The 13,912-nt window shown below is 36.3% G+C and carries 13 protein-coding genes, 1 pseudogene and 1 other annotated feature; of the genes and pseudogenes, 8 read left to right on the forward strand and 6 right to left on the reverse strand.

Going from position 1 to position 13,912, the window contains the following annotated elements; translation table 11 throughout:
* Positions 1–156 precede the first annotated feature (156 nt).
* A pseudogene (locus NST63_RS19140) lies at positions 157–768 on the forward strand (transposase); the annotation flags it as partial.
* Between the two features lie 388 nt (positions 769–1,156).
* On the opposite strand, the gene NST63_RS19145 reads toward NST63_RS19140, so the two are convergent.
* The gene (locus NST63_RS19145) at positions 1,157–2,329 is read right to left on the reverse strand and encodes an MFS transporter (protein ID WP_341043431.1); all 1,173 of its coding nucleotides are present in this window, start codon (positions 2,327–2,329) and stop codon (positions 1,157–1,159) included.
* Positions 2,330–2,897: 568 nt separating this feature from the next.
* Here NST63_RS19145 and NST63_RS19150 point away from each other — a divergent pair.
* Positions 2,898–3,764, forward strand: coding sequence for a LysR family transcriptional regulator (locus NST63_RS19150; protein ID WP_212946585.1), 867 nt, complete (start codon positions 2,898–2,900; stop codon positions 3,762–3,764).
* Between the two features lie 471 nt (positions 3,765–4,235).
* Here the strand turns inward: NST63_RS19150 and NST63_RS19155 are convergent, their stop codons facing one another.
* A complete protein-coding gene (locus NST63_RS19155) occupies positions 4,236–4,688 on the reverse strand; it encodes an NUDIX hydrolase (protein WP_341043432.1) in 453 nt (150 codons plus the stop codon).
* Positions 4,689–5,104: 416 nt separating this feature from the next.
* Positions 5,105–5,341: a binding site (T-box leader), on the forward strand.
* A 240-nt stretch (positions 5,342–5,581) separates the two neighbouring features.
* On the opposite strand from NST63_RS19155, the gene gltX reads away from it, so the two are divergent.
* Positions 5,582–7,246 carry a glutamate--tRNA ligase gene (gltX, locus tag NST63_RS19160; RefSeq protein ID WP_341043433.1) on the forward strand — a complete coding sequence of 555 codons (1,665 nt, stop codon included), beginning with the start codon at positions 5,582–5,584 and terminating at the stop codon, positions 7,244–7,246.
* Positions 7,247–7,591: 345 nt separating this feature from the next.
* Here the strand turns inward: gltX and NST63_RS19165 are convergent, their stop codons facing one another.
* Positions 7,592–8,047: a DUF523 domain-containing protein gene (locus NST63_RS19165; RefSeq protein ID WP_212945930.1), complete on the reverse strand. Its 456-nt coding sequence runs from the start codon at positions 8,045–8,047 to the stop codon at positions 7,592–7,594.
* A gap of 187 nt (positions 8,048–8,234) precedes the next feature.
* Here NST63_RS19165 and NST63_RS19170 point away from each other — a divergent pair, with 187 nt between their 5' ends.
* The 3 genes from NST63_RS19170 to NST63_RS19180 are packed head-to-tail and all read left to right on the forward strand — an operon-like array spanning position 8,235 to position 9,422.
* Positions 8,235–8,531 (forward strand): transposase, encoded by a 297-nt coding sequence (locus NST63_RS19170; protein ID WP_071977797.1) that lies wholly within the window; start codon positions 8,235–8,237, stop codon positions 8,529–8,531.
* An 8-nt stretch (positions 8,532–8,539) separates the two neighbouring features.
* The gene (locus tag NST63_RS19175; protein WP_212945929.1) at positions 8,540–8,704 is read left to right on the forward strand and encodes a hypothetical protein; all 165 of its coding nucleotides are present in this window, start codon (positions 8,540–8,542) and stop codon (positions 8,702–8,704) included.
* A gap of 46 nt (positions 8,705–8,750) precedes the next feature.
* Entirely contained in the window at positions 8,751–9,422 is a 672-nt protein-coding gene (locus NST63_RS19180) for an IS3 family transposase (protein ID WP_341044220.1), read from the forward strand.
* A gap of 304 nt (positions 9,423–9,726) precedes the next feature.
* Here NST63_RS19180 and NST63_RS19185 read toward each other — a convergent pair whose 3' ends face one another.
* The 3 genes from NST63_RS19185 to NST63_RS19195 all read right to left on the reverse strand — a co-directional run bounded on the left by NST63_RS19185 (position 9,727) and on the right by NST63_RS19195 (position 12,662).
* Positions 9,727–10,146, reverse strand: a complete 420-nt coding sequence (locus tag NST63_RS19185) for a GNAT family N-acetyltransferase (RefSeq protein WP_212945928.1) — start codon at positions 10,144–10,146, stop codon at positions 9,727–9,729.
* Positions 10,147–10,441: 295 nt separating this feature from the next.
* Positions 10,442–11,626: a YhgE/Pip domain-containing protein gene (locus tag NST63_RS19190; RefSeq protein WP_212945927.1), complete on the reverse strand. Its 1,185-nt coding sequence runs from the start codon at positions 11,624–11,626 to the stop codon at positions 10,442–10,444.
* A gap of 256 nt (positions 11,627–11,882) precedes the next feature.
* Positions 11,883–12,662: a nuclear transport factor 2 family protein gene (locus tag NST63_RS19195; RefSeq protein WP_341043434.1), complete on the reverse strand. Its 780-nt coding sequence runs from the start codon at positions 12,660–12,662 to the stop codon at positions 11,883–11,885.
* A 297-nt stretch (positions 12,663–12,959) separates the two neighbouring features.
* On the opposite strand from NST63_RS19195, the gene NST63_RS19200 reads away from it, so the two are divergent.
* Both NST63_RS19200 and NST63_RS19205 read left to right on the forward strand, forming a co-directional pair.
* Positions 12,960–13,559 carry a TetR/AcrR family transcriptional regulator gene (locus NST63_RS19200; RefSeq protein WP_341043435.1) on the forward strand — a complete coding sequence of 200 codons (600 nt, stop codon included), beginning with the start codon at positions 12,960–12,962 and terminating at the stop codon, positions 13,557–13,559.
* Between the two features lie 81 nt (positions 13,560–13,640).
* On the forward strand, positions 13,641–13,802 hold the full coding sequence (locus NST63_RS19205) for a hypothetical protein (protein WP_341043436.1): 162 nt from the start codon (positions 13,641–13,643) through the stop codon (positions 13,800–13,802).
* Positions 13,803–13,912 lie beyond the last annotated feature (110 nt).

Below are 13,912 nucleotides of genomic sequence, written 5' to 3' on the forward strand. Positions count from 1 at the left end.
CTCCAACACATTTTTTAAGAGGAATAGAATGATACCTAATCGTAAAAAAGTCCAAAAATCCAAACAATTGATCCTAATTGATTTGGCTCTTTGCTGTTGGTTAAGATTATATGTGTTATTTAGATTTATATAGAGTTTGCAATGCTATTTGCTATAAAGTCTTATCGAAGGGCTAATGAAAAAGCTATTCAGCTCAAAGCAGTAGCAAATCGAAATCCGTTTGAAAAGACTGTTTGTCAGAGTCATATTTTAAGTCTATATATGTATATAAGCATCATTCTTCAATACAAAGAGCACCTATCCAAGTTAGAGTCTGAGATAGATGGCCTCGCTAAAGAAGTTGAAGAATATAATATTATCAAATCTATCCCTGGTATCGGAGAAAAGATCGCGGCAAAGATCATTTCGGAAATTAATGAGATAGATCGATTTACTGATCCAAAAAAGCTGGTAGCGTTCGCTGGAGTTTACCCTAGTGTATGTGAATCTGGTAAGTTTACAGCTACCAAAAATCGAATCACAAAAAGAGGTTCCAGTAGGCTTCGTCACGCCTTATAAATGGCTGTTCGGTGTGCGATACGTGTCTATCGTAAGAGCCAAACAAGCAATGAAGTCATTCCTCGAAATAAAAAATTACGAGAGTTTTATGACAAGAAACGTGATGAAGGAAAACCTTTTAAAGTAGCTGTCATTGCCTGTGTAAATAAGGTCTTATATTGGATATTTGCCCTTTTAAAGAATAAAACAACTTTCCAAGATATAGATTGAAACCTATATCTAACTAAATAACAAAAAACCTTCCAAAATCATAACAACGGAAGGTTATTTGGCATGCACATTTTTAGTATTGCATGAGATATTTTAAGTTTTTATTGAAAAATATTTACAAACTATTAGCTGGTTTAGCTTAAGTACATTCTTTCACAAACTTTAAAACAATCTCTTTTATTACAGGAATGCTGCCCCTTTGTAGCAGAAAGTAAGGCTCTAGGTTAAAGAAAAATTAGAATCACTCAAGTCAGCTAATTTGGAACTAAGTAATTATCGTCCAAATAACCATCCTCCATTTAGACAAAAAACTGCACCTCGATGGTTGTGTCAAACCATTGAGGTGCAGTTTTTGCAGGCAATGTTTAGGAGGCAAAATTCAGATACCTTAATCCACTGATTGAATCACCGCATGCCGTGGTACCATGCTGGACAATACAAACGTGGCAATGATGGCGATGACTACTCCAAGTAATCCGAACCAGGTAATGGATGCCAAAGAAACACGGTTAACAATCAGCCCGCCGATTCCTGCGCCGACAGCCATGGCAAGCTGCATCATGGAACTGTTCAAGCTCAGCATGACTCCCGAGGATTCAGGAACAAGCGAAACCAGGTTAAATTGCTGCGCCGGAGCGGATGACCAAGCGGCAAAAGACCAAAGGATCAAAATGGCGAATACAGCAATGACCGACTGTCCTACGAAGGATAGCAAAATAAACGAAATGACGTGAAGCACCATCCCTGAAACGAGCGTGTATTTGATGCCCCGTTTATCCGCGCTGTAACCGCCGACTTTCGAGCCAATCAAACTGGCAATGCCGAACACGAATAGAGCTGCACTAATTAATGATTCATTTAAATGAGTCACATCTAGCAAAAAAGGAGAAATGTAAGTATAGGCGAGGGAATATCCTCCCAACCAGAAAAAAGTAATCGCTAAAGCAACCAAAACCTGAGGTTTTTTTAACAAAGCAAATTGTTTGATCAAAGGGACAGGCTTGTCGCCCTGCATACGTGGAATAACCGCAGCAATGACAAGCATGGTCATAACCCCGACAATTGCGATGGCCAGAAATACCGCTTTCCAGCCAAAAGCCGAGGCTACCATTCTACCGAGCGGAACGCCGATGATGAGTGATGCGGTAATGCCCATGGTGACGTTGGCGATGGCGCTGGCCTGCTTACCTGGCGGAGCGATTTTGGCGGCGATGCTGAGCGCGTTAACTGTGACCACTCCGGCACCTAACGCAGTAATAATTCTCGCGGCTATGAAGAAACCAAAGCCTGATAATATAAATGTCAGCAGATTTGCTGCAATAAAGAGGCCAAGCGAATAAAGGAGGAGCTTACGCCGGTCCATTTTGGCCGTCAGCGCCATCAAAATAGGCGTACCAACCGCATAGGCCAGGGAATAAACCGTAATAAGCTGGCCTGCTGCCGCAACGCTTGTTCCCAACGTCTCTGCGATCCGGTCCAATATCCCGGAAACGATGTAATTGGATGTACCGACTAAAAAGCTGATCAATGCTAGAACGTAAACTTTCCATGTGTTCTTCATAATTCACTCTCCCGATGTGTTTTAAATAGCTATATTTTTAAGAATATCGAAATTTATCTGGCGCATTGTTAGAAGTCCAGTGCTGTCCAGTTCTATAACAAACGAAAAGCTCGCACTGGCTGGTTAATTTGACTTCCAAGAACAGTACGTGCATGCAGATATACGATTGCACTGCCGTATACCAAATGGTACGTACGGTGGTGTAAGCGATCGGCTGCACAACTAAAGGGCAGCCTCCTACTTCGTATAATTCCCAATACTTCTCTGCGATTAACTTGGATCATAGTAGGTATCTGGTTTTCCAAAACCGGTAACTATTACTGAACCTACAAATATCCCTTTAGATAAATAAGGTAGACAAACTTTATAAAATGAAAGATTCCTTGTTATATATAATTATTTGTTTTTATAAATTTTACGTAACAGCTAGAGCTAATAAAATTCATTCCCCTTAAAATAGTATCCGGATACAATTAGATATCATTCTATTATTCTTGCTGTATATCTGTAGTTTATGTTATATATACATATAACTCAAATACATGTATCGTTATGAGGTGATAACAAAATGGTTATGACAACTAACAATTTAAAAATCTTTATTAAAGTTGCAGACAAAATGAGCATTACAGAGGCAGCAAATGATTTATATATATCACAACCTGCTGTTAGTAAAGCTATTAAAAACATCGAAAATGATCTTAATGTAAAGATATTTCATCGAGATAAAAAAACAGGACTTATACTAACAGATGTAGGAAAAGAAGTATTAGTTCTTGCGAGACAAATGATGAATATTGAAAATAAAATTTTTCAAATTTCAAATAGAGAAAATAACTTGTTTGGTGGAGGAGTAAAAATTGGTTCTTTTCCAGCTGCATCAACTATTTTCCTTTCAAAAGCAATTGCTTTATTTAAAAAGAAATATCCTTTAGTCAGTATCGACCTAATGGAAGGTTCACCAAATCAGATAAACAAATGGGTTGAAGAACGAGTGGTTGACTTTGGAATTGTCTTGTCTCCTGTTGAAGGATATGAATATAAATTTCTTATTCAAGATAAGATGGTTGGGATATTACAGGATCAACATGAAGTGAAAAATAATATAGATTTAATTGCTCACCAGAATAACTTAATATTATGTAAAGCAGGTTACGAAAAAGTCGTATCACAGATTTTTAAAGATAATAAAATTAACTTTGATAATAGCTTTATTGTACAAAACGCTGACACATTAATTAATATGGTGAAAAATGGTGTTGGAATTGGTGTTATGTCTGAGTTTATCTTAAGTTCAATTTCCCACGATTTTGTAAAGTGTAGTATTCACCCTCCAATAGAGATGGAAATAGGCTTGATTGCTCATTCTTTTAAAGAATTAACTCCTGCAGCAGCGGCGTTTGTAAACGTTATAGAAAATAATAATATTAACTAACTCAACTTTCTCACCTAGAATATCAGCTAAAAACCTTGAGGGTGTATGAATTATTCAACATATTTATCGTATTGACAAGAAAGATGCGAAAAGTGCAGTCGGTTTATACATTAATATTTCCTCATTATAATGGACCCATAATATTATTAGTACCCGCTATATATTGTTTTACATTAATAGTACATATTTATTCCTGATCATCAGGAATAAATTGGAATTTTAAATATTGAAGTAGATTACCTTAAAGCAAAATTTAGAGAAGAATATATAGAAGATATTAAATAAACAACTAATTTAAGCTGATTTTCCTTTTTAGGAGAATCAGCATTTTGGTATTTTGTGAAATAATTTACTTAAGCTAACTTGCCACTTTAGTCGAATAAGAAAAAGCCACCGAAAATGGCAGCTGGTTCTTAAACTATTGCACCCATTACCCTTAAGTATACTTCTTCACAATTTTGTTATTTCTAATTATGAAAAAGACATTGAATATTGTTTAATAAGATTTTTTATAAGAGGATTTAGTCCTTCTGGTAACTCATTTGCTTTAAAGAACTTTGCTTCAGTAGTTTCTTGACCGTCTGCTTTAAGAACTCCACCTTTGATTTCCTTTGAGATATATGCGATTGTAACAGGATAGAATTCATCACCGTTTGGTAATTTAACAAAATGCTGTTTTCCTGAAAATACGCCTAGCAAATCCAGTTGACCAATTTCAATTCCTGTTTCCTCTAAGACTTCTCTTCTCCCTGCTTCTTCAGTAGATTCTCCTAATTCAATAAATCCACCAGGAACTCCCCAAAGTCCGTCAATTCGTTTTTGTAATAAAAATTCTCCTTTTTCGTTTATTACAGCTACCGCAACTCCAACTAATATTAAAGGTTGATTGCCAACAACCTTGCGTAAATCTTCAATATATCCCATAGTCTCCTCCTGAAAAACACTTTATTTTTTCTAAGAAACATATTTCGACAACCGCAAATATATCCCTCCTTCTTTCACTAAACTGCCCCGTAAGTCGAATAAGAAAAAGACTATATTTTAACAGCCAGATTTTTAGGAAAGCCCCCCATTAATGTAAGTACATTTCTTCACAAACTTTAATTCAACAATAAATAAAGATGGCAAAAACAATATTGTTATTCTATATATAAAATAAAATATTAGTAAGGTTCATTTTTCATACAGTTCTTCCTCTCTTCACTTGCATCTCTTAGCCTCTACTTTCCACAGTCACCAACCAACGGAAAGTTCTAAAGATGTCGTCCTTTAAGTCCAAATTAGATGTTGACAGCTTAAAAAAAATGTATTAATGTATCACTAAATATATCCACATATTGTAAAATGCAGTGAAGAGGAAGAGTAATTAATCACTCGAATCATAGAGAGCCCATGCTGGTGAGATTGGGCATTCGAGCTTAATGAAAGAAGCCTTGGAGCAGTTGACTGAAAAATCGGAGTAAGTCAACCGGGAAATCCCGTTAAGGAAATGTGCAGTAAAGTAATTATGAGCTGCATAATGAGCGGGTTTTAACCAATTTAGGTGGTAACGCGGAAGTATGCCTTTCGTCCTTAGCAGGATGAAGGGCTTTTTATTTTGTCTCTTTTCTCAAACATTGTTGCAATTTAAGTAAAGTTTTAACTAATAACTATCGACTGAACACGACTACACCTTTCATTTTACTGAGAAAAGTGCTGTAAACTCGATAAGAATCGCTGAATCCTTTATTGGATGTAAAAGCCTGCAGTTGGGCTTTTACAAAAGCAACAAACTATACGAATACAACCTTTATTTTTAATCTATAGGGGGATATGACATGTCAAATGAATGCATGGCAGAACTATTATTTCCAGATGTTAAACAGTTACCGGCTGATATATATTCACTATATCCGCCAAGAAATTTGTCTTCATATGCTATGGTGACACGTTTTGCACCGAGTCCAACGGGTTCGTTGAATATTGGTGGGCTATACGCAACTTTAGTATCGGAAAGATTAGCCCATCAAAGTAATGGAGTCTTTTTCTTGCGTATTGAAGACACAGATAAAAAACGTGAAATTAAAGGTAGCATCGAAAACATCATTAATTCATTGTTATACTTCGGGATTCGTTTCGATGAAGGACCTACCTTTTCAGGTGACGATATGGGGGATTACGGGCCCTATAAACAAAGCTCACGGATACAAATCTATAAGGTATTTATTAAGCATTTAGTCAGAAATGGTTTAGCATATCCTTGCTTCTGTGATACGGATGATTTACAAAAAATAAGAATAAGTCAACAAGACTTAAAAGTCACAACAGGTTATTATGGTCAATGGGCGAAACATCGGGATATATCATTTCAACAAGCACAGGAAGAGATTTTAAATGGTCAACCATTTGTTATTAGACTTAAATCTTCGGGTTCATCAGATAGAAGAATAACGTACCATGATTTAGTAAAAGGCGAGATTGAGTTACCTGAAAATGACCAAGATATCGTAATTATGAAAACGGATGGTTTACCAACATATCACTTTGCGCATGCCATAGATGATCATCTGATGGGCACAACCCATGTTATTAGGGGCGATGAATGGCTTTCTTCAGTGCCGATCCATATTCAGTTGTTTGAAACCTTGGGTTTTAGATTACCCCAATACGGTCATATTGCTCCAATCATGAAGCAAGTTGGAGCTTCTAAGCGGAAATTTAGTAAACGAAAGGATCTTGATGGTACCGCTGAGTATTACAGAGAACAAGGGTATCCAGGAATGGCAATAAGTGAATACTTCATGAATCTCATCAATTCTGACTTTGAAGAATGGAAGATGACAAACCCTAATAAAACATTTAGAGACTTTTTTATCTATCCTGATAAAATGAATGCCAGCGGTGCTTTATTAGATATGAATAAACTGAGTGATGTCAGCAGGGATGTTATCTCTAGGCTCACTGGTAAACAAGTATTTGATTATTTAAATGATTGGTCAGAAGAATTTGATTCTGAGTTTCATACTTTAATAGACAAATATCAGGAATACACAGTAGACATTCTAAATATAGGTCGAACAATTGAGAAACCAAGAAAGGACTATTCAAAGTGGTCAGATGTAAAGCCAATGATTGCTTTCTTTTATGATGAATTGTTTGAAAAGGATGTCTTGAGTGGCTATAAGTTACCAACAAATGTAAGTTTTGATATTGCGAAAGAAATAGTACTAGGTTTCAGCAAAACTTATAGTTTTACTAATGAAAAGGATACTTGGTTCCATAATATTAAAGTACTTGCAGATGAGCTCGGATTTGCAAAGGATATGAAAGAATATAAGGCCAATCCTAACAATTACAAAGGACATGTTGGTGATGTAGCGATGGTAATTAGGGTCGCTCTAACTAACAGAACTAATACACCTGATTTGTTTGATATTATGAAAGTAATGGGCGAAAAGAGGGTTCTTTCAAGATTGCATACATTTCTCGGACATTCTATTTAATCAACTTAAAATCATATAAAAAAATGACCGGACTTCTCTTTTCCGGTCATTTAGCTATATTTACATAGCAGCATCTTTCATATTAACCACTATCTTCACCTTACAGTTTATACTATTTGTGTTACGGTCACTGGTTTAGGTACATAAATGAATGATTACCTATATGCCTCGTGTGCTGAACAAAAGTTAAATACCACTTTTCAACAAACCTGGCCCCTTTAGCACAATTAGAAAAGGGGATTGCCGCAGCCATCTCTTCTTTTACAAAAACCCCTTAGGTTTAAATACAATATTTCATAATCTCTATAAAACAAACAATATTAATACGCCAGTATTAGTTAGGAACTAAAAAGTAGCTGCAAATAGTTCCTCTGAAATTACTTTTATTCCATTTCTTTTTAGTAGAGCTGAAGTGACTCCCATCCCCATAATTTTTTTTCCTGTAAATTCACCGTTATATATGGTTAAACTTCCGCATGATGGGCTATTTTCCTTTAGAACCACCAAAGTCGCATTTAATTTTATTGCTTGTTTTAGCGTAGAATATGCTCCTTTTATGTAAAGTTGGGTAACATCTTTACCTGATTTTTCAACTACTTTAGCTTTTCCATCCAGTACATCTTCTCCGTTTCCACCAATGATCTCAGCTGGTTCTCTAGGCGTTGAAAACCCACCAAGTAATTCTGGACATATTGTAATAGCTTTATTTTCTTCAACCAATTTTCTTATTTTATCATTTAAACAATTTGTCCCATTATATCTCACATCTAACCCTGCTAAGCAGGAACTCACCAATATCATATACTAACCCCTTTCTACAAAGGCCTTCTAATTGAATTCTACCAAATATTTTCTTGTTCAACTATCCTGCTCTTTTAGTCAAATAAGAAAATAGAGCTGAAAAAGCCCTTCTCAAATTGATATGATCCCCTAATAGTAGACAGAAAAAAGAAAGCACATTAATGTCTACTATGGAGGGGATTTTTTTATGGAGAAAAAGCGAAAAACTTATGATATAGATTTCAAGAAAAAAGTGGTGGACCTCCATCTAGAAGAAGGAATGGGTTATAACCTTATTGCTAAAGAGTTAGGGATAGATAAAAATCAAGTAAGAAGATGGGTGAACCACTTTAATAATGAAGGAATGATGGGACTTGAAGAGAAACGGGGGAAGTCTAAAGGAATCGGTATGGGCAGACCTAGAACTCTTTCAGAAGATCCAGAAACTAAAATAAAATTACTTCAAGCAGAGAACGAAATGCTAAAAAAGCTCTTAGAAATGTGAAAGGAGGAATGGATGAAGTACCTAAGAAAAAGAAGTATCAGGTGATTCAAGATATGGCTGGAGGAGATTTCTCTCTCCAATTATTATGTAAGATTGCAGGAGTTTCAAGGAGTGGCTATTATAAGTGGGTTAAAAGGCAGTCATGCCCTTCTCCAAAACAATTAGAAAAATGAAGAGATCAAAGAAAAGATCTTAGAGTGTCATAAAAAATTAAAGGGTATTTACGGATATCGAAGAATACTAGTGTGGTTACGTTTAACTTATAATCTGTGCATCAATCATAAACGTGTGAAACGTTTAATGAATGAACTTGACATTCGCGCAAGAATTAGACAGAAACGACCATACTACGGAAAAAAGAAAGCTTATATTGTTTCAAACAACCATTTAAATAGAGCTTTTCAAGCTTCAAAACCTAATGAGAAATGGATTACAGACATTACATATCTTATTTTTAATGGGCAAAAACTCTATCTTTCCGTCATTATAGATTTATATAACAATGAGGTAGTCGCTTTCCAAATTAGTAGTAGAAATGATTTAAAATTAGTAGTAGATACACTTAAGAAAGCAATAATGAAACATGATGTAACAGGAATCCTCCTTCATAGTGATCAAGGATTTCAATATACATCGCGTTTATATCATCAACTTCTTAAAAAGAATCAGATGAAACAGTCTATGTCTCGGAAAGGGAACTGTTGGGATAATGCATGTATGGAGAGCTTCTTCAGCCACTTTAAATCGGAATGTTTTAATCTCTATTCTTTCCGAACAGCTGCAAACGTTAAGTTTGCCGTACAAAAATACATACGATTTTATAATCATCAGAGGTTTCAAAAGAAATTAAATAACCTGAGTCCTTATGAATATAGAACTCAGGTTATTTAGTGGTGCTTACTTAGTACTGTCTACTTGACAGGGGTCACTCCAAATGAGAGGGGCTTATTTTTCTTCTTCTTCCACATATTCAATTATTGTTGAATATGTTTCTTTAACTTACTTCAATCACCAGTAAATTTACATATTTTAACGTGTTAAAATTGATATGAGGTGTTTCATATGTTTTTATCACCAATGTTATTGAATAAGATAGATCAACCTTTTGAAAACGATTCGTGGATAACCGAGTTAAAGTTAGATGGTTTTAGTAATTTCAGAGTTTGATAATAAAATTAAAATTGATACTAGACAATTAATCAAATACCATAACCCAATATTTTTCTCCTGGTTTACCTTCTTCAACAACTTTCTTCCAACCATTATTCTCATAAAACCTCATCGCTTTTTGATTTTCAGATACACATTTCAATCTTATTGGTTTATTCATTTTTTCTATGGAGGCATTAACCAATTGACTACCAACACCCTTACCTGAGAAATCAGGGTGTACAAATAAATTATGTATGAAATTATCTGGCAAGTACAAAGAAGCAAACCCAAGGATATGGGTATCTTCCTCTGCTAAAATTATATACTCTCCTTCAGTATGCATATCAAAGTCTTCTAAAATCATTTTTTCTATATCTGCCCAATGAAAACTTTTACGACGAGATTCTAGGTATATAAGTCTTAAATCAGGGTAGTCTAATTCACTTGCTACTCTAATATTCATATTTTCACTCTCACTTTCTTTTATATAAATAATATTAACATTTTTTTAAATCTATATATCTTACATTTAAATCTAGGCTTTTCTTCTTACACTAAACTGCCCCTTTAGTACAATAAGAAAAGGGGATCGCCGCACCATCCATTCTTTTACTAAAGCCCCTGTTTGTTTAAGTGTACTTGTCCACAATCTTTTTGCAACAGAAAAAAAGTTATTTCCCTGCTCAGTTCCCTTCAATGAAAAAAGTTAATCTAGTGCCAATAATTTTCAAAATACCAACAAAACAACGTTGATTGCTTTACTTTGATTTATAACCTCTTGTCATAGAAGTAGGAGTTACATCTGCCGCTCGGCTAGCTTTAAATCCGGAAGATAACAACAGCATCAGAAATCCCCCAGCGACGCTCCACAAGACGAACGCATTTATGCATACCGCTCTCACCCCACCAAAGTACATCACTTCCCGCAGTCCTTCTGCCGCGAATCGCAGTGGTGTCCATGAATAGATCCAATCTCGGGTTATCTGCGATAAGAACTCCGGAGGCATGTTCAGCAGTGGCACAGAGAAGAACATCAGCAGTACGAGCAGCGGCATAGCCGAGAATCCGATCCAATTCAACAAGGAAGATTGCATTAAGAAAAAAGCTGATCCGGCCAACCATAAAAACAACCAAGTGGCCCTCATACTCGCCAGTTCCATGCCGTACCACGACGAAGCCATCCATAAGGTGAAGCCCGACGCTATGCCGACAATCGCAAGTCCCGCAATTGCTTGCAGCACGCTGACCATCGACCTCCTTGACCCCGCAGCTACCGCTTTCTGGCTAGCCAGGAACAAGACTACACCGGTCACCAGGCTGCCAATCCACATAATCTGGGACAGCAATCCCGGCGCATTCCCTGACGCATTGTTCGCCCCCGACGGATGCACGACTTCTTCTTGGATGTTCACTGGTGATATTAACGCCTTAGCCTCCTCAACCGGAACTTGCTGTCCGATTTGTTCAAAGAGTAGCTGTGACAGATCCCCGCTGATCATTTTTATCGCTTTCCATAATTCCTGACTTACGACCGTCGAGGCTTGAGTGTTCATACCCTCGTTGACGATGATCTTGACATTAGGGGGATTAGGAGAGGAAGTTGCCAGTGAGAGCAAACCGCTGCTCAGATCCGCCGGAAGCACCAACACCCCGTAATATTCGCGGTTATCCAGTCCTTCCTGAGCTTTTTCCTCGGAGTCTACGAGATGCCAGACGAATGGCAGTGCTGAATTAGACACCAATTTCTTTCGAATCTTCTCCCCAACCTTAAATGTTCTTCCAGATTGAAGCTCCGTCGTCTGGTCGAGAACAACGAGGGCAACTGGTAGCTCCTTTGGCTTTGCTCCAAGAATCGATCCCATCATCGCCAACCCAAATATGATGACTACCACTAGGACGATTGCAACTCCCAACCATGTGATTTTTTGTTTCAGCATTATCATGTTCCTCTTCTCCCTATCTCTTTCATTTGAACTTATAGTTAATTATTAAGTGCAATGTTATTTTGTGAAAGTTCACCATAAAATACGGATGCACCACACGTTTACTAAGTCACTATTAACCAAAACAGCGTTGCTATCGCAACGCTTCTGTACCCCTTTGATGATAAAACTTAATACTTCTGTACATTCTTGATATGAAAGACATCGCCGTAATTAAATTCGAAGATAACTTTCTTGCCAAACAGATATATAAACTTTAAAATCTACTGTTCAAATTTTTCCGTTTTTCTTCAGGCAAAATGGCCTCGATAACGTCCCAATGCTCGGCTATTTTTCCATTCTCTACGCGGAACAAATCGTAGAAAGCAGTTTGTTGACCATCAAATAAACCTTCACTCACCGTAAGAACAAAATTGCCTTGTCCAATAACCTGATGAATATGAGTGTATTGAAATTTAATATTTCTCTCCTCTAGTGCCTGCAATGCAGCACCGAGACCGGAAAGGCCGTCTGCAATATGTGGGCTATGTTGAATGTAGCTATCCCCATCAAAGTAAGAGGTAAGCAGGCCCGGGTTCTTTCCAACTAAAATATTCTCTACAAAGCTCTTAACATATACTTTGTTCGCATCAGTCTTGTCAATATCCTTAATCATAACCGGTCCGTCAATCATCGTATGATTGCTTGGTGTCCTTTCCACCATCTCTTGTATATTGTCCCAATGTTCGACGATCTGTCCATTCTCAAAACGGAAGATATCAAAAGCGATTTTTGGGCCCAAAAAATCATATACGGAATGAATGGCAACATGCTCTCCGTCGACTAGAGTGCGCTTAATGCTTACCTTTGTACCAATTTCCTTTAGATGATCAAGTGCACTAAGCATAGCTTCACGACCATCAAGCAAGGACTGGTTGTGCTGAATATATTTATCTGGATTAATGTAAGCTGTAATAGCTTCCGGATTGCCGCTTTCTAAACTTTCAAGCACAGCAATTGCCTTATGGACAAGTTCATTTTGATTGTTAACTGTCATTAGAATAGCCTCCTATTTTATAAAAAGTTAATATTTCCGTTTGCGATGGATGGTCCTCATCTCGGACTATCTTTAACATTAACCATCATCTTTATCTTATTTCACCATCTTTCCATTTGGGTCTATAGTCATTAGATAAATAATGAACACTATGTTGTTTATTTATCTAATGCTCATTATAATAGTGATGAGTACAACGAACAATATTCAATATTTTTACTTTTGAAGGATAAAATACAATTAATAAGTTTTTGTTGATTATAATCAAAATTCTTTTAAATTTAGGGGGAGAAAACTATGAACAAAAAAACCGATCTAAGAATAATGCGTACTAAACAATCGATTCGAATGGCATTTTACGAGCTTATTCAGGAAAAAGGATATGAAGCGATAACAATCCAAGATATTGCCAATCGGGCTATAATCAATCGAAATACTTTTTATCTCCACTACGAAAATAAACCTGATTTATTAAATACATGTATGGATGAGTTGTTGAGCGAATTAAAGGAGGTTGTCGTTCTGTGTCCGATCAATATGAGTCCCTTTAGTATTTCTACACTCGAGACAGTCATGCAAGCGATATTGGAACAAATTTCAAGTAACATCTCTTTTTACTATTCCATGTTAATTGGAGAGAATAGAATCTATCAGTTTCGAGAGAAAATGGAGAATATCATTAAAGATAAATTAAACGAAGGTTGGAATTCCGCTCAAGGAAATTCCCCTTTAACAATTTCTAAGGAATTGTTGCTCGAATACCTCGTATCGTCTTTCATGGGAATTGTAATTTGGTGGATTAAAAACGATCTTCCTCTTCCTGCAGGAGAAGTTGCATCTCAGTTTAGTAGAATCGTTTCCTACGGGCATTATAAAGCAGCTAGCATCGATCTCTAAGAATAAAGATAGAGCAAGGGAAGACGGAGCATAAGTATTACGAGAGTAAATTATTTCTGCAAAAAAAGGTGAAAAGCTAGTATGCAAAGTACATTTACTAACTGCGTTTCAGTAGGGATTGGAACGCAAATGTATATTGGACATACAACACCTATACATTTAGTTTCCGTAAATTTTTTAGTTATTTTGTATTTGTTAGAAATAGTATTATTATCCTATCCTTTCTTAGAAACAAATAATTAAACCTTATCGATTACATGATACGGCTTTTTCTGTTATTTTAATCGGTCCATAATTGAACTATCCTACCCCTTTAGTATAATAAGAAAAAGCCACCAAATTGGCAGCTGGAT

The sequence above is a fragment of the Heyndrickxia sp. FSL W8-0496 genome, from assembly GCF_038007825.1.
In the GTDB taxonomy this organism is placed as follows: Bacteria; Bacillota; Bacilli; order Bacillales; family Bacillaceae_C; genus Heyndrickxia; species Heyndrickxia oleronia.